Below are 16,963 nucleotides of genomic sequence, written 5' to 3'. Positions count from 1 at the left end.
GATTTTCACGGCACAAAATAACAACTTTATGGATTGCCAGAGAACGGCCATTTGTTTGTGGAAAATATTTGACTGATCGTTCCATAATCAATACTATGCCGCTTCAACTCATTTCGAGTCACCCTTCCCTATGAGTGTCGAAAAACCAACTTATCCTGGTCGTCCAAGAACGTTCGAAGACAAGGATGTCATTGATGCCGCTGTAGCTGTTTTTAGTACTCATGGTTACGCGGGCACCTCTGCGCAAGATTTATGCAATGGCACCGGATTAGGGCGGGGAAGCTTATATAATGCCTTTGGTAGCAAGCAGGCTCTGTATGAGCAAGCTTTGTTGCGTAGCCATGAGCAAACAATGTCGGCACAGCTAGCAATTCTTACACAATCTGGTCCGGTGAAAGAACGATTACATACCCTTCTGCTCTGGGGTATTACCGAAGATCTCTCGCAACCAGAACAACATGATGCAATGGTCCTTTTTTCTGCTCTGGAGCAAGGCAGTAAAGACGGAACAGTTGCCAACCTGAACAGGGAATATCGCCAGCGTTTAGAACAAACTTTGGTATTGGTATTTTCCGAGGGTCAACAGAATGGTGAACTAAGCAATAAAGCTTCAGCTATAGAAATGGCAAGAGGTTTTATGGCGGGTTACTATGGTTTACGTGTTCTAAGCAAAAATATTTCAGATAGAAAAACCCTCGAAGATGTCGTCGTTGGCCTGTTAATCAACTTGTAATTTCCATCTAAAAATCTCATCTATTTTTGCCTTTCATTTTGTAACGATCATTCCAATACATGGAGAAAATTAAAAATTATGCCGTTAGTTGTTTATATTTTAGGGTTGGCTATTTTTTCGCTTGGCACTGCTGAATTAATGGTAGCGGGTATGATGTCTACCCTATCAGACGCATTCGATATTACGGTGGGTGAAGTCGGGCATCTCATCTCTTATTATGCTTTTGGCGTGATGTTGGGCGGCCCAGTATTAACCTATGTTTTTCTAAAATTTAAAGCTCCCTATAGAACAACATTATTATGGCTATTAGGGCTGTATGTTATTGTTCAAGGATTTAGTGCGTTTGTCTCGGATTACAATGTTCTGGTCGCAATCCGAATTGTGACGGGTATTTTGTGCGCGGGTTGTTTGAGTCTGTCTTTAGCAACAAGCATGGCACTCGTGCCTGTGGAGAGTCGTCCACGCGCGGCTTCAATCGTCATCGCTGGCTTTATGGTATCTAACGTTTTTGGTGTCCCGCTTGCGACTATCATCGATCAGCAATGGGGCTGGCGAATGAGCTTTGGATTGGTCGCCATTCTTGTCTTCATATGCCTGTGCGCATTAGTGCGTCTATTACCGCCTATGGCTGGCGGTAGTGCCATCAAAATGGCTGAAGAAATAAAAGCATTCAAAAACAAAGCTTACTGGAAAGCCTGTGCTACAAGCTGCTTAATTTTAGGTGCCAGTTTTGCCGCCTTTAGTTATTTCGTACCCGTATTGGTTGATGTAGCTGATTTTAATATGCAGACAGTCCCCTTTATTTTGATGCTCTATGGCCTGGCGAACATTGTGGGTAATATGATAACCGGAAGGCTGGCATATCGTCATAGCTTAGCCATTATGGTTGTCGGGTTAATTGTTCTAATCATTTCATTATTAGGCATGGCCTTATTTACACAATATCAATCGATCGCAATTCTGGCAGTCATATTTATCGGTTTATCTGGCGTTCCTATGAATCCAGCAATGATGGCACGTATTGTTAGTGTGGCTCATCCAGGTCCGATGGTAAATGCGGTTCATACTTCGGTAATTAATATTGGTTTGGGTGGCGGTTCTTATTTAGGTGGAATGGCTATTTCATCCGGGTATGGATTACGATCGGCCTTATGGATTGGTCTGATATTAGCTATTCTGGCTTTATTGTCTGTTTTACCTTATGCACGCCGTGGAAAACAGGGATGGAATTAATCTACTGAATCGTAACTAAAACGCCCGAGTCATCGATGATCCGGGCGTTTAGCGATCAATTTAAAACCGTTAGATTTTGTTTAAAACTAACTGGCCATTGTCATTGAGCGGAATCTGCGTGCCAGGGTCTTTATCCATACGGATTTTGCCCTGCTGATCGCCAATGCGATAAGTTACGTCATAACCGATCATTTTCTCTGATTTGTCATAGACGGTTTTGCATTTCTGCTGGCTAGTGGTGTAGGTGTCGCGGTCTTGCATTGCGCCCTGAGCCTGGTTACCTGCGTAACCACCACCTAATGCACCGGCAACCGTTGCAACATCTTTACCACGCCCACCACCAAACTGATGGCCAATAACACCACCTGCAACAGCTCCCAGCGCAGAACCAAGAATGCGGTTCTCATCCTGGACAGGACGGCGGTGAGTTACCGTTACGTTGCGGCACTCCTGGCGTGGCGTTTTTACTGTTTCCTTAATGGGTGTCGCTGACACTACCTGTGCGTACTGAGGGCCACGGTCAAAAACATTCATGCTGGCAACCGCTGCCACACCCAGTGCTGCGGCCACACCGATACCTATACCCGCTAACATTGATTTATTCACAGGACATCCTCCTGATTGTGCAATTGCTTACAATTTTGCAGCCAAAGGAGGCTTTCCACAAATCAGACAACGGATGAAAAATGCGGATTCATAGGCTGAAACTATATGTTTGAGAGAAATCCTAAGCATGAAATGTTCATTTATGGATTTTTATGCTGCCATGTATAAAAAAACCCGGCTCAAGGCCGGGTTTGAATATCAATCTTAATCGCGATTAGTGCAGTTTCAGGCGCGGACGAATCACGCGGTTAATACTACCCACCAACATCATCAAGCCAGTTTTGAAGTAGCCATGCAGTGCGAACTGGTGCATGCGGTAAAGAGAGATATAGACGAAACGTGCCATACGCCCTTCTACCATCATCGAACCGCGCATCAGGTTACCCATCAGGCTGCCAACAGTTGAAAACTTAGACAGCGACACCAGTGAACCGTGATCCTTATAAACATAGGACTTCAGCGGTTTATCTTTCATCTGCGCCAGAATATTGGTCAGAACCAATGAGGCCATCTGGTGTGCCGCTTGTGCACGTGGAGGCACAAAGCCGCCTTCAGGACGTGCACAGGATGCACAGTCACCAATCGCGAAAATATCAGGGTCGCGGGTGGTTTGCAGCGTAGGCTCAGTCACCAGTTGGTTGATACGGTTAGTCTCAAGACCACCGATATCTTTCATAAAGTCTGGTGCTTTGATACCTGCAGCCCAAACCATCAGATCTGCTGCGATATATTCGCCATCTTTGGTATTGAGTCCACCAGCATCCGCAGAAGTCACCATGGTTTGCGTCAGAACACGCACGCCAAGTTTAGTCAGCTCGCTGTGAGCCGCTGCTGAAATACGTGGTGGCAGCGCAGGCAGAATGCGTTCACCGGCTTCCACCAGCGTTACATTTAGCGCTTCGTTCGTCAGGCCTTTGTAGCCGTAGCTGTGCAGCTGTTTCACCGCATTGTGCAGTTCCGCAGACAGCTCAACACCGGTAGCCCCGCCACCAACGATAGCAATATTCACTTTGCCGCTGGCACCCAGATTTGCAGAATACTTGAGGAACAGATTCAGCATTTCGGAGTGGAAACGACGCGCCTGATGCGGGTTATCGAGGAAGATACAGTTATCTTTCACACCCGGCGTGTTGAAGTCGTTGGAAGTACTACCCAGCGCCATCACCAGCGTGTCGTAAGGGATTTTGCGTTCAGGAACCAGCAGCTCGCCTTTATCGTCACGCAGTTCTGACAGCGTCAGCGTTTTGCTTTCGCGGTTGATATCAACCACTGAACCAAGCTGGAACTGGAAGTGATGGTTACGGGCATGAGCCAGGTAGCTCAGCGCATCCACACCTTCATCCAGTGAACCGGTTGCGACTTCATGCAACAGCGGTTTCCACAAATGACTATGGTTACGATCGATAAGCGTAACTTTCGCTTTTTTACCACGGCCTAGTTTTTTACCGAGCTGAGTGGCCAGTTCAAGTCCGCCAGCACCACCACCGACAATGACAATCTTTCTTAATGGCGTAGTCAAAGTGACCCCCTTAAAATATTAACCAATTGTTAATTAAAGGTTATGTAAATAGCATTTAATTAACAACAAGTTACCTAAACAAACTCACTAATGTGACCAAAGAATAACATGGATGGTGTATTGGTCATACCAAAATTGATGTGCGTCAAATTTTTATGCCGAAAAGATAAACAAAAAGGGCCAGCACATAGCTGACCCTTTCACTTTTACGTCTTTAAGCCCCGGCTAGCCGAGGGTTTTGAACGCTTTTATACGTTGCAAATGTGGTGAGATATTTTTGAATTTATGGGTCTGTTCCTGATCCCATACGATTTCATAGTAATGATGCAGCAATTCTGCAGCACGGGTGTTATCGAGCGCTTCATCATTACGCGACAAAATCGCCAGGCAACGATCGCGGTTTTTCTCGCGGAAGTTTTGCACACACTTGGTCGAAATATCGCTGTACTCTTCAGGGCGATCGATTTTCCCTTCCATGTTCTCTTGCGGGAACAAATTCGGGTTAAAGATCACCTGACGAATATCGCACAAGAAACCGATACGTTCGGCCCAAAAGCCTCCAAGCCCAACGCCACAAATCAGTGGGCGTTCATCGTCACTGAGTTGCAGCATCTTGTCGACTTCTTTGAGCAGATGCTGCATGTCGTGTTTCGGATGCCGCGTGCTGTAACTGATAAGCCGCACGTCCGGGTCGATAAACTGGAGTTGCAGCACCTTTTCATGGTTACCAGGACTGTTAGAGTCGAAACCGTGTAAATAGATAATCATTGCATCCTCACCACACGAATTCAGGCCTTCTGGCCTGAGGAGTTAAAGACCCGCCTTGTGGGCTTGCCACTGCTCATGCAGCGCCTCAAGTTGCTGGCTTGCTGCCTTCCAGCGCGCTGATGACCTCAGCTCCTGACGGGTAAATGAACCTTTATGATACAAACCTGTAACACGTTCTGCTTTGACCGGAGACAGGTTATCTAACACGCTCACCGCACCATTACGATTATTGCAGACCAGGATCATATCGCAACCTGCATTCAGTGACGCCTGGCCACGTTCCGCATAGCTGCCCATAATCGCCGCCCCTTCCATCGACAAGTCGTCAGAGAAGATAACGCCGTTAAAACCAAGCTCACCACGTAACACGGTTTTCAGCCAGTGCGGGGAACCACTCGCCGGAAGTGGGTCAACGTCAGTGTAGATAACGTGCGCAGGCATAATGGCATCAAGTTTGTTATCGGTGATAAGCGTACGGAAAATCTGCATATCGTGTTCGCGGATAAGCACTTCATCACGCGGGTCACGCGGCGTTTCTTTGTGCGAATCTGCTGTTACCGCACCATGCCCCGGGAAGTGTTTGCCGGTAGTTTTCATGCCAGCAGCATGCATACCGTCGATAAAGCGTGTCGCCATAGCCAACGCTTTGTGCGGATCTTCATGATATGAACGCTCGCCAATGGCTGCGCTGATATGGCCAATATCCAGCACTGGCGCGAAGCTGATGTCGATATCCATGGCAATCATTTCGCTCGCCATCAACCAGCCCGCTTCCTGAGCCAGTTTGCCGCCCTGCTTAAGCCCATGTAACGCAGCAAATGATTGGGCCGCCGGTAGAAGGGTAAAACCCTCACGGAACCGCTGAACGCGTCCGCCTTCTTGATCAACGGCAACCACCAGACGGTTGCGGGAAGCCTCGCGGATTTGACGCACCAGTTCACGCAGTTGCTCGGGATCGTGATAGTTGCGGGTAAACAGAATCAGCCCACCAACCAGTGGATGTTTTAGTATTTCACGCTCTTCGGCATCCAGCTCAAAGCCTGCCACATCTAACATTACCGGACCCACATCAACCTCTCTTTATCAATTCTAATCCCGCAACTGGCTCCAGGCCTCGTCTGCAAGAGTTATAAATGTTCTATCCTGCGTTTGCGACCAACGACATTCATACCAGGATGCCATCAGCATAATGACCCAAGGTTGCCAACACGCGACCTGTCGGGCTAACGCTTCTGGCGGAATATGACTTAACTGCGCGTAAGCATGAACTAACTGCTCACTATCAACGTTACTAGCCAGCGCGATTGCCGCCAACTCCAGCACCACATCCCCATCACCGGCATATTCCCAGTCGATAAGCTTGATACCGTCTGGCTGATTTACCAGGTTTCCGGCATGAACATCCATATGCAGTGGTGCCAGACGCAGTGGCTTAGGTTCACCCTGCCGCTTCATTTGTTTCAGCAACCGCAACCAGAGCAAACTTCTTCGTTGTGATGCGGCGTTTTGCCAATAATGCTCAAGCAATGGCAACAGACTGATTCGCCAGCCAAAACAGTGTTGACGATGCAAATCATACAGCAACGAAGTGAGCGTTTGCAGTGAGGGGAGTTCCGATTTCACCTCCCCATTCAGCCATTCAACGATAAGCCAGCCTTCTGCCAGACAAACGGGCCGAGGCCCTATTCCGGTAGGAAGGTGTCTCAGTGCCCGATATTGTCTACTGAGAGAAACCCCAGGCATTTGCGCTGCAAGCTGATGCCGCGCAACATACTCTTGCCCACCAAGGTTGAAATGCAGGCTGCCGCCGCTTAATCCCTGAAGATGAGAAAAGCAACCGGCGGCCTGAGCCGCCGGAAGATATTTCTCAATCACACGTTGCAGTGTCGAATTATTGAGTTTGTTGTACAGCACCGCTTCCTGACCAGATAATTTCGCCAGTTTGTACCAACATCAACTGCATTTTCAGCGTCGGTGCATTCACATTACCGCTGGCGTTGCTGTAGAGCACATATTGCGCGCCAACATTACGGGCAATGCCAATCGCTTTACTGCGCGATCCAAGACTGTCTTGCGGTGATAACCCTAATTGCTGTTTCGCCAGCGAAAGCTGCTGTGCTGAAACAAGGGTAAATTTGGCATTGTTCTCCAGCGCACCACGTAGTGCTTCTGTCGCTTTGCCGGTTTGCAGTGAACCATTAGTGTGGTTATTTACGCTGTCCACCAGCAATACGCCACCGGCTGTTACACCTTCGGCCTGAAGCATTTTGCCAACCATTGGCTGCATGGTGCTACCCCAATCGTAACTGCGCACTTTTGGTGTCGCAGGAATGGTTGGTTGTGGCTGTTCAATCGGGCCTGGCTGAGTGGGTACAGTTGGCACTGTTGGAACAGTTGGTTGCGGCTCTACTGGTTGCTGCGGAACAGGTTTTACTTCTTCCACAGGTGCAGGCGCTTCACCACGGTTAATACACCCGGATAAAATCATCGCCGCAGCGAGAATAACCAGATAACGATAGATTCCCTTAATCAAAATTCACCCCTTACAAAGAGAGAGAAAGACGTACTTTACGTGCGTCTGGATAACTGGCTATGGATGACACCGAAACGCTTGATTTCGCTGGTAACGTAATCGTGCGTTGCTGCTCGAGAGGATGAATCTCAAGACCCTTTTCGTCATACCAATAGAAACGATAGTTGATGATGACTGGGTTAGACTGTTCATTATATAGCTGGCTGCGAGAAACAGTGGCGCCCTTGTCAGTTGAAATTTCAGGCTTTTCAGCACTGACTCCCGCCGCCAACACAGATGCCTCCATGACCAGCGTTTGCCCATCATTAACAGGGATAGCAGGTTTGGAGCTACACCCTGCCATGACAATGACGGCCAATAGCATTAAAAGCGGGTTATTTTTCATCAACTTATCCTTTATGCGTCAGCATCGGACCCAGCACGCGACCGCCCAACAGATGCATGTGGATATGATAGACTTCCTGCCCGCCATGACGATTGCAATTCATGATCAGACGATAGCCATCCTCAGCAATCCCTTCTTGCTCAGCAATTTTTGCAGCAACGGTCAACATGCGCCCCAACGCCAGTTCATGCTCAGCGGTGACATCGTTAACTGTTGGGATCAGGATATTAGGGATAATAAGGATGTGGGTAGGTGCCTGCGGCGATATGTCACGGAATGCAGTAACTAACTCATCTTGATAAACGATATCTGCCGGAATTTCGCGGCGAATAATTTTACTGAAAATAGTTTCTTCGGCCATGACGTTACCTTTATTCATTAATTGCTGGCTATTTGCTCGTTTAAGTCGCTGCGCGCACAGGCTTAAAGGCATAACGTAAGAGTATGAGCGAGTTACTCGTGCTCTTTCAACCTTAACCCATTATTTCTTTATCACTCTTTGGGCAACCTGCTTCTCAGATCTTTCGTAAACCCTGCACTTCTCGTGATTAAAACCATATTTCACTTGAGCTGTAACATATGTTTACAGCTTATCAATGAATGAGTATATTTCTCATTTGCATTTTCATTCGTGTGTCACAAATAAAATCGCAAACAATCAATGTACTCTGTGACCGGACTCCTTTGGCACTGAGACACAACCTCCAATAATTCATAAGGGTTTAAGATGTCTTTAACCATTTCTACCAGGGATGGGCAACGCGCACCTGCCAGCGCTATTTCTATGCTGGCATCCTGTATTGCTTTCGCACTCGTTCCTTCAACCGCTTTCTCCGCCACTCAAAATGCAGAAGAAACGCTGGTTGTCGAAAACTCGGTATCTAATACATCCGATGCAGAAGAGAGCGATTACAGTGTTAAAACCACCACCAGCGGTACGAAAATGTTGCTGGTGCCGCGTGATATTCCGCAATCCGTTAGCATCATCAGCGAGCAGCGCATGCAGGACCAGAATCTTGAGTCACTGGGCGATGTCCTGAAAAACACCACGGGTATATCTGAAAGTGTTGCCGACTCCGACCGCAGCAACTTCTACTCGCGTGGTTTTTTAATAGACAACTATATGGTCGATGGCATCCCAACGCTGTTTGAATCGCGCTGGAACCTGGGCGATGCCTTGACCGATACTGCGATGTATCAGCAGATTGAAGTTGTCCGTGGTGCTAATGGCCTGATGACTGGTTCCGGTAACCCTTCAGCCGCCGTCAATATGGTGCGCAAACATGCCGATAGCCGTGAATTCCAGACCAACGTTTCGGCAGAGTATGGGAGCTGGAATAAACAACGCTATGTTGCTGATATGTCTACGCCACTGACCGACAATGGTAATGTTCGCGGCCGCATGGTTGCAGGTTATCAGGATAACGACAGCTGGCTTGACCGCTACAACCAGAAGAAAAAATTCTTCTATGGTGTGCTCGATGCGGATTTGACCGAGGCCACCAGTTTCTCAGTCGGTTATGACTATCAGGAAACCAACGTGAATAGCCCGACCTGGGGCGGTATTCCACGTTGGTACACCGATGGCAGCAAAACTGACCCGGACCGCAGCTACAGCACGGCCCCTGACTGGGCTTACAACGACAAAGAATCGCAGCGTACTTTCGTCACTCTGAAGCAAAAACTGGGCAATGACTGGCAGCTCACGGTTAACGGCACGCACACGGAAATGGACCTCGAGAGTAAGCAACTTTACCTGGATGGACTGGTAGATAAAAACAGCGGCATGATGGTTAGCCCATATGGCGCATCCTACCCATATGTAGGTGGCACGGGTTATAACACCGGTAAGCGCAAAGTGGATGCTCTCGATACCTTTGCCAATGGCTCTTATGAACTCTTCGGCCAGCAGCATGAACTCATGGTTGGAACCAGCTACACCAAACAGAACAATACTTATTACAGCTCGTGGGAAAACATCAGCGATACCCAGTTAGGCAATTACAATGACTATGACGGCAACTTCCCGGAAACCAACTGGACGCCATTGAGTCTCGCTCAGGAAGATACGGTTCGCCAGAAGTCTGCTTATATGGCGACTCGTATTACTCTAGCCGACCCTTTGCACGTCATCGTGGGTGCGCGTTACACCAAATACAATCTGCATACGCTAACCCAGGAGCTTGAGAAAAATAACACGTCGCCTTATGCCGGCGTGGTGTTTGATATCAATGATGACTGGTCAACATATGCAAGTTATACCTCCGTCTTTAAGCCGCAAACCGAGCGTGACGAGCAAGGGAATTACCTTACCCCAATCACAGGTAACAACTATGAAGCAGGCGTGAAATCAGACTGGATGAATAGCCGTCTGACCACGTCTCTTGCCATCTTTCGTATTGAGCAAGATAACCTCGCGCAATCGACCGGCATGGTAATTCCAGACAGCAACGGTGAAACGGCCTACCGTGAAGCTGATGGTACCGTGAGTAAGGGTGTGGAGTTTGAGATTAACGGCGCGTTGACTGATGACTGGCAGATGACATTTGGTGCAACACGTTATATTGCAGAAGACAGCGACGGTAAAGCTGTTAACCCTAATCTGCCTCGCACTTCAGTTAAATTGTTCACCAGTTACCGCATCCCAACACTGCGCGAGCTAACAGTGGGTGGCGGTGTTAACTGGCAAGATCATGTATGGGCGGATGTTCCAGTACCGGGTGGTACTTTCCGTGCGGAACAAGGCAGTTATGCGTTGGTTGATTTGTTTGCCCGTTATCAGGTTACGAAAGCGTTCTCGTTACAGGCGAACATCGATAACTTGTTCGACAAAACTTACGACAGCAACATCGACAGCCGTTCCATCGTCTACGGCGCACCGCGCAACTACTCTGTCAGCGCTAATTACGCTTTCTAATCGTCTTAATGGTGGATGGCGCAAGATTATTCACCATGCAAAATTGGTTTCAAATCATAGCCTAAATAGTTCAAGTTGCAGGTAGGCGGCAAATGAGCGAATCCCCAGGAGCTTCCTAAAGTAAGTGACTGGGGTGAGCGAGTGCAGCCAACACCCCTGCAACTTGAAATATGACGGCTATGGGGTGGCAATAAAAAAGGGAGGCCAATGGCCTCCCTCAGTTCTCCCCAACGACTTCTTAGCTGTTACGGATCCACTCATCCATTTCAGTTTTCAGGTTATCGGATTTAGTACCGAAGATTGCCTGAACGCCTGAACCAGCTACTACTACACCTGCCGCACCCAATTTCTTCAGGCCAGCCTGGTCGACTTTAGAAATGTCGGCCACGCTAACACGCAGACGGGTAATACACGCATCCAGGTTAGTGATGTTTTCTTTACCGCCGAAAGCGCTAACCAGAGCCGGTGCCATTTCGCTTGTGGAAGTGGTACTGGTTTCGGTTGTTGCATCTTCACGACCTGGAGTTTTCAGGTCCAGCGCTTTAATCAGCACACGGAACACGGTGTAGTAAATCGCCGCGTAGCACAGGCCAACAATTGGGAACAACCACAGTTTGCTGCTGTTTCCGCTCAGCACGATGAAGTCAATCAGACCGTGAGAGAAGGAAGTACCGTCACGCATACCCAGAAGGATACAGATTGGGAACGCCAGTCCTGCCAACACCGCGTGGATGATGTACAGGATTGGAGCAACGAACATGAAGGAGAACTCGATTGGCTCGGTAATACCGGTCAGGAACGAGGTCAGTGCAGCGGAGATCATGATACCGCCGACTTTTGCACGGTTCTCAGGTTTAGCTGAGTGCCAGATTGCGATAGCAGCAGCAGGCAGACCATACATTTTAAACAGGAAGCCACCAGACAGTTTGCCCGCAGTTGGGTCACCTGCCATGTAACGTGGGATATCGCCGTGGAATACCTGACCTGCAGCATTGGTGTATTCACCAATTTGCATCTGGAATGGAACGTTCCAGATGTGGTGCAGACCGAATGGTACCAGGCAGCGCTCTACGAAACCGTAGATACCGAATGCCACAACCGGGTTCTGGTAAGCAGCCCACTGAGAGAAGGTCTGGATAGCCGTACCGATTGGAGGCCAGATGAAGGACAGCACAACGCCCATGAAGATCGCAGCCAGACCAGAGATGATCGGTACGAAACGTTTACCGGCGAAGAAGCCCAGGTATTCTGGAAGCTTGATGCGGTAGAAACGGTTAAACATGTAGGCTGCGATTGCACCCGAGATAATACCGCCCAGAACACCGGTATCAGCCAGGTGCTTTGACGCGATCTCTTCTGCAGGGATATGCAGTACCAATGGCGCAACAACTGCCATGGTTTTAACCATGATGCCGTATGCAACCACAGAGGCTAATGCAGAAACGCCATCGTTATTTGTGAAGCCTAATGCCACACCGATAGCAAAAATCAGCGGCATGTTGGCGAATACTGAACCGCCCGCTTCCGCCATAACATGAGAAACCACTGCTGGCAGCCAACTGAAGTTTGCAGAACCGACGCCCAGCAGGATACCTGCGATAGGCAGTACGGATACTGGCAGCATCAGCGATTTACCCACCTTTTGCAGGTTAGCAAATGCATTCTTAAACATAATTGAGAGTGCTCCTGAGTATTTGTGCTTTTTTTACGCGTTATGCGCATCGGACTGGGGGGAGATCCGGTCCATAAACAGGCATCTAAGTGCCTTTTGATTTATTACGCAGAGTAAAATAAATCGAAGAAAGTTTGTTTGACGGCTATCACGTTTCTCAAACAGCCCAGTGAAAAACTTTCATAAGTTTACATTATGCGTATCTGAATGTTACAAAAACAGCCTTCACCGCCATTTTTATGGCGGTGAACTTTACTCGCTTAGATAATTAATTACGAGCTTTAAAATAAGTCAGATTTATCAGGCGGATTGCAAGCGGGAGTCAGGAATATGGAACAATGTAGCGAAGTTTTTTGTCGTCGCAACGGCCAATTCCTCAAGTGAAACACCTTTCAGTACCGCCATATATTCCGCCACATCGCGCGTCATTGCCGGTTGGTTTTCCTTACCACGATGCGGCACTGGCGCAAGGTAAGGTGAATCAGTTTCCACCAGTATGCGATCCAGTGGCACATAACGCGCCGCATCCCTGAGTTGTTCAGCATTGCGGAAGGTCACAATGCCGGAGAAAGAGATATAAAAGCCCATGTCGAGCAATTTTCCAGCAGTTTCTCTGTCTTCCGTAAAACAGTGTAGTACCCCACCGCAGTCTGTCACTTTCTCTTCGTGCAGAATGGTCAGGGTATCGGCACGAGCATCACGGGTATGAACAATGACCGGTTTGTTGAGCTCGCGGCCAATCTGAATGTGATGACGGAATGATTCCTGCTGGCGTGGTTTGGTTTCTGGGGTATAGAAATAATCCAGACCCGTTTCACCCATTGCCACAACGCCAGGATCAGCAGCCAGACGGCGAAGTTCCTCGACATCATAAGCTTCGGCCTGGTTTAGCGGGTGCACACCACATGAATAAGCAACGTTCTGGCGTTCGCCTACCAACTGACGCATATCGCGATAACCTTCAAGCGTCGTCGCAACTGCAAGGCAAAACTTCACATCGCGCGCGGCAGCTTTTTCCAGAACATCATCAACACTTTTATGAAGAGATTGATAATCGAGGCCATCGAGATGGCAATGTGAGTCAACCAGGAACATACAAATACTCTTTAAAGATGGAAGGTAGGAAGGACTGCACCCGGTTGCATTAAACGCTCCCAAGTGAGCAATTGTTCAGTCAGCATTAATTCTCGGTTCACGCCCACAACACTTAACAGTGTTTCACGACATGAAAACCAACTATGCAGTATAGCTTGTAGCATCGCGGGTGTTGCGCTGGAGGCAAGGTTTGCTACCAATGCGTGTTGGTCATCATTGGTCAACCACGGTGTAGCCCCTTGTTGCCATTTTAGTGCATCAACCAAAAGAGAGCATAACCAGTGGACACGGACAGCTGCATCATCACTATTCAACGCAGGCAATAACACCAGCATATTTTTAGTCGCACAGGCTTCATTAAGTTTGTCGCATAGCAACTGGCGGTGTTTCCACTGTTCTGGCTGCAAAAGAGCCAGAGCCCCTGCAGGTGCGCCTGAACTCAAACGCAATGCGGCACGCAGTTGTTCATTATCAAGCGTGATTTCCCGTGCCAGCCAGGCAAGGGCAAAATTCTCGTCAGGTGGAGTCAAATACCAGTACAGGCAGCGGCTTCTGAGCGTGGCGGGTAAACGAGCCGGTTCGCGGCTACCCAGGAAAAACCAGGTGTTCGCGGGCGGCTCTTCAAGCGTTTTTAACAGCGCATTGGCGGCCGCTTCAGTAAGCAGCCCGGCATCTTCAAGCCAGACGACTTTTGCCCCACCCTGCTGAGCATGGCTGTAGAGCTTCTCAGTAATTTCGCGGATGGCATCAATGCCAAGGCTTGATTTGCCCTTTTCAGGCGCAACGACATAGCTATCCGGATGTGTACCGGCCTGCATCAACTGGCAACTGCGACACTGGCCGCAGCTTTTACTCCCTTGCGGTTTCTGGCACATCAACCAGCGGGTGAGCGCGTAAATTAACGCGTCGTCACCCATACCGGCTAATGAATGAAGCAGTAATGCATGGTGCCCACGCCCGGCCTGATACTGGCTGAGGATTTGCTCAAAAGGCGCGCGTAACCATGGATACCATTTCATTACGCCAGCCCCTTAGCCCACTCAAGTACGGCGTTACGCACGTCTTGCGACACATCATCCAACGATTGTGTTGCATCAATCGTATGAATACGGCTGTCGGCTGCGGCGAGCTCAAGGTAACGCGCACGGGTGCGGTTAAAGAAGTCGACAGACTCTTGTTCGATGCGGTCTAGCTCACCACGCGCACGCGCACGTGTCAGGCCCACTTCTGGCGTGACATCGAGATAAATGGTCAGGTCCGGGTAAAAATCACCAAGCACTGTATTACGCAGCGCCATGAGTAATTCCTGATCGATGCAGCGACCACCGCCCTGATAAGCCTGTGTAGAGAGATCATGCCGATCGCCTATCACCCATGCGCCACGTGATAGCGCCGGTTTGATAACTGTTTCAACTAACTGCACGCGTGCTGCGTAGAACATGAGCACTTCAGCTTTATCAGTAACGATTTCGTCACCGATACCTTTGTTGTTCAGCGTCAGCTCGCGCAATCTTTCCGCAAGAGGTGTGCCGCCGGGTTCACGCGTGAACACCAGATCGGTTACACCCAGCTCTTTTAAAGTCGCAACGACCACGTTATGCGCGTTAGTTTTCCCTGCTCCTTCGAGCCCTTCAATGACGATAAATTTACTGACCATTCTTATCCTTCAGCGCTTTGATATACACCTGCACAGCCTGGTTATGACCTGCAAGGTTGGTATTGAATGTGTGGCCGCCCTTTCCATCCGCGACAAAATAGAGATACGGTGTTTTCGCCGGGTGAGCCGCAGCCTGTAGCGAGGCGTTGCCAGGGATCGCAATCGGTCCAGGCGGCATACCGCTAATCACGTAGGTATTATACGGCGTAGGCGTTTCGAGGTCTTTACGTGACAGTTTACCATTATAGCTTTCACCCATACCGTAAATTACCGTCGGGTCAGTTTGTAAACGCATGCCGATACGCAGACGGTTGATGAATACCGATGCGACCTGATCGCGCTCTGCTGCGACAGCCGTTTCTTTCTCAATGATCGAGGCCATCGTCACCAAATCATTTTGAGTTTTATACGGCAGCCCTTCTTTTTTGCCATCCCACGCAGCCTGAACCGCTTTGACCATCCGCTCATGAGCACGTTTTAGCAGTGCGATATCTGTCGTATTTGCGGTGTATAGCCAAGTGTCAGGGAAGAACCAGCCCTCGACCCATTCAGGGTGTTCAAATTTTAAGGCTTCGGCGACCGTGGCGTAGCTATCATCTTTAAGCGTGTGCTGAATGTATGGCGCTTCGCGCAATTGTTTCAGCCAGTCGCTCAGGCGAGTCCCTTCCACAAAGCGAATCGGGAATTGCGCTTCTTTGCCGCTTGCTAACAGTTTGAGCATCTCACGCACTGTCATTTGCGGCGTGAAGCGGTAGGTACCCGCTTTGAAATTAGCTAGATCGGGCTCAACTTTCAGCAGCCACTGGAATACGCGTGGGCGATTAAGCAATTTTTCGTCATACAATTGTTTACCCAAAGCCAGGCGACCGGTGCCAGGTTTAAGGGTGAAAATGGTTTCTTGCGCAATGGTCAGGTGACTGTTAGCGAGCTGGCGGACTTTGTATAAGCCAACGCCTGCCGCCACGCCAAATACAACCAACAGCAGCAGAAAGAAACGTAGCATCTTTTTCATCGTTAATCGGTTACTCACAAAGTGGTGCTAAAAATTGATAAAGCTCGCGAGATTCAAATCGCCATAATTCAGCCTGGTTCACAGGGACAACCGGCATCAATGCATTGCAAATGAGTAACTCGTCGGCTTGAGCCAGACTTTCAGGACGCTCCCGCACTTGCGTTACTTGCCAGGGTGAGTCTGCAAGACAAGCAATAATATGCTGGCGCATCGTGCCGTTTACACCAGATTTATCCATATAAGGGGTAAAGACCTGAGATCCTTTACGCCAGAATAAATTAGCGGCACAGCATTCCGTAAGCCACCCATCACTGTCAAGAACCAGTGCTTCCTGGGCTTGCGTCTGTTCAAGATGCGTACGAATCAGCACTTGCTCAAGTCGATTCAGGTGTTTAATTCCGGCAAGATACGGGTTGATGCCCAATCGAATGTGGCTTAATGCCAGGGTAATCCCCTGCTCACGCCATTGTGGATAAAACGAAGGGTAAGCTGAAACGCTGAGTAGCCGTGTCGGATGTTGGCAATTTGCTGCACTGTAACCGCGCCCACCACTACCACGAGTGATCAACACTTTTAGTACGGCTTGTGATTGTGACAATGCAAGCTGCTGCATTTCACTTTCAAGCAGTGACCATTCGACAAACGGGATAAGGAGTTTTTCACAGGCTTGTTTTAAACGGTCAAGATGCTGCGCCAAAAAGCGCACACTACTGTCTTTGACCCTTGCCGTTGTGAAACAGCCATCACCAAACTGCACGCCGCGATCGTTTGCCGGAAGATTTGCCGTCAACTCACCATTGATTAAATACATCATCGTTCCTCAATGTTCCGTG

At 48.9% G+C, this 16,963-nt stretch carries 17 protein-coding genes; 3 read left to right on the top strand and 14 right to left on the bottom strand.

The genetic code is table 11. The annotated features are described in order from the left end of the window. The first annotated feature begins 130 nt into the window (after positions 1 to 130). Positions 131 to 733 (top strand): TetR/AcrR family transcriptional regulator, encoded by a 603-nt coding sequence (locus M977_RS18805; RefSeq protein ID WP_064517944.1) that lies wholly within the window; start codon positions 131 to 133, stop codon positions 731 to 733. 78 nt (positions 734 to 811) lie between these two features. Then, positions 812 to 1,966, top strand: coding sequence for an MFS transporter (locus M977_RS18800; protein WP_064517942.1), 1,155 nt, complete (start codon positions 812 to 814; stop codon positions 1,964 to 1,966). Between the two features lie 69 nt (positions 1,967 to 2,035). Here the strand turns inward: M977_RS18800 and M977_RS18795 are convergent, their stop codons facing one another. From M977_RS18795 to hinT, 8 genes are all read right to left on the bottom strand, one after another. After that, a complete protein-coding gene (locus M977_RS18795) occupies positions 2,036 to 2,572 on the bottom strand; it encodes a glycine zipper 2TM domain-containing protein (protein ID WP_064517940.1) in 537 nt (178 codons plus the stop codon). A gap of 214 nt (positions 2,573 to 2,786) precedes the next feature. Next, complete coding sequence (locus tag M977_RS18790) at positions 2,787 to 4,091, bottom strand: NAD(P)/FAD-dependent oxidoreductase (RefSeq protein WP_064517938.1); 1,305 nt, start codon at positions 4,089 to 4,091, stop codon at positions 2,787 to 2,789. Positions 4,092 to 4,316: 225 nt separating this feature from the next. Further along, entirely contained in the window at positions 4,317 to 4,859 is a 543-nt protein-coding gene (ycfP, locus tag M977_RS18785; protein ID WP_064517936.1) for an alpha/beta hydrolase YcfP, read from the bottom strand. A 42-nt stretch (positions 4,860 to 4,901) separates the two neighbouring features. Then, entirely contained in the window at positions 4,902 to 5,927 is a 1,026-nt protein-coding gene (gene nagZ, locus M977_RS18780) for a beta-N-acetylhexosaminidase (protein ID WP_064517934.1), read from the bottom strand. 21 nt (positions 5,928 to 5,948) lie between these two features. Further along, on the bottom strand, positions 5,949 to 6,773 hold the full coding sequence (gene thiK, locus M977_RS18775) for a thiamine kinase (protein ID WP_074392065.1): 825 nt from the start codon (positions 6,771 to 6,773) through the stop codon (positions 5,949 to 5,951). Next, positions 6,751 to 7,347, bottom strand: coding sequence for a penicillin-binding protein activator LpoB (lpoB, locus tag M977_RS18770; RefSeq protein ID WP_245163518.1), 597 nt, complete (start codon positions 7,345 to 7,347; stop codon positions 6,751 to 6,753). Before lpoB ends, thiK begins: the two co-directional genes overlap by 23 nt. Positions 7,348 to 7,402: 55 nt before the next feature. Further along, a complete protein-coding gene (locus tag M977_RS18765; RefSeq protein ID WP_064517930.1) occupies positions 7,403 to 7,777 on the bottom strand; it encodes a YcfL family putative periplasmic lipoprotein in 375 nt (124 codons plus the stop codon). 4 nt (positions 7,778 to 7,781) lie between these two features. After that, complete coding sequence (gene hinT, locus M977_RS18760; RefSeq protein ID WP_064517928.1) at positions 7,782 to 8,138, bottom strand: purine nucleoside phosphoramidase; 357 nt, start codon at positions 8,136 to 8,138, stop codon at positions 7,782 to 7,784. A 366-nt stretch (positions 8,139 to 8,504) separates the two neighbouring features. On the opposite strand from hinT, the gene fhuE reads away from it, so the two are divergent. Next, positions 8,505 to 10,694, top strand: a complete 2,190-nt coding sequence (gene fhuE / locus M977_RS18755) for a ferric-rhodotorulic acid/ferric-coprogen receptor FhuE (RefSeq protein ID WP_064517926.1) — start codon at positions 8,505 to 8,507, stop codon at positions 10,692 to 10,694. Between the two features lie 238 nt (positions 10,695 to 10,932). Here fhuE and ptsG read toward each other — a convergent pair whose 3' ends face one another. The 6 genes from ptsG to pabC form a co-directional block, all read right to left on the bottom strand. Then, entirely contained in the window at positions 10,933 to 12,366 is a 1,434-nt protein-coding gene (gene ptsG, locus M977_RS18750; RefSeq protein ID WP_064517924.1) for a PTS glucose transporter subunit IIBC, read from the bottom strand. Between the two features lie 300 nt (positions 12,367 to 12,666). Then, positions 12,667 to 13,461: a metal-dependent hydrolase gene (locus M977_RS18745; RefSeq protein ID WP_064517922.1), complete on the bottom strand. Its 795-nt coding sequence runs from the start codon at positions 13,459 to 13,461 to the stop codon at positions 12,667 to 12,669. Between the two features lie 11 nt (positions 13,462 to 13,472). After that, entirely contained in the window at positions 13,473 to 14,480 is a 1,008-nt protein-coding gene (holB, locus tag M977_RS18740) for a DNA polymerase III subunit delta' (protein ID WP_064517920.1), read from the bottom strand. Next, a complete protein-coding gene (gene tmk / locus M977_RS18735; protein ID WP_064517919.1) occupies positions 14,480 to 15,118 on the bottom strand; it encodes a dTMP kinase in 639 nt (212 codons plus the stop codon). Before tmk ends, holB begins: the two co-directional genes overlap by 1 nt. Next, positions 15,108 to 16,130, bottom strand: coding sequence for a cell division protein YceG (yceG, locus tag M977_RS18730; protein WP_064517917.1), 1,023 nt, complete (start codon positions 16,128 to 16,130; stop codon positions 15,108 to 15,110). Before yceG ends, tmk begins: the two co-directional genes overlap by 11 nt. 10 nt (positions 16,131 to 16,140) lie before the next feature. Beyond that, positions 16,141 to 16,941, bottom strand: a complete 801-nt coding sequence (pabC, locus tag M977_RS18725) for an aminodeoxychorismate lyase (RefSeq protein ID WP_064517915.1) — start codon at positions 16,939 to 16,941, stop codon at positions 16,141 to 16,143. Positions 16,942 to 16,963 lie beyond the last annotated feature (22 nt).

Origin of the sequence: Buttiauxella gaviniae ATCC 51604 (assembly GCF_001654835.1) — a bacterium.
Classification (GTDB): Bacteria; Pseudomonadota; Gammaproteobacteria; order Enterobacterales; family Enterobacteriaceae; genus Buttiauxella; species Buttiauxella gaviniae.
This window is presented reverse-complemented; position numbering and strand designations above follow the sequence as displayed.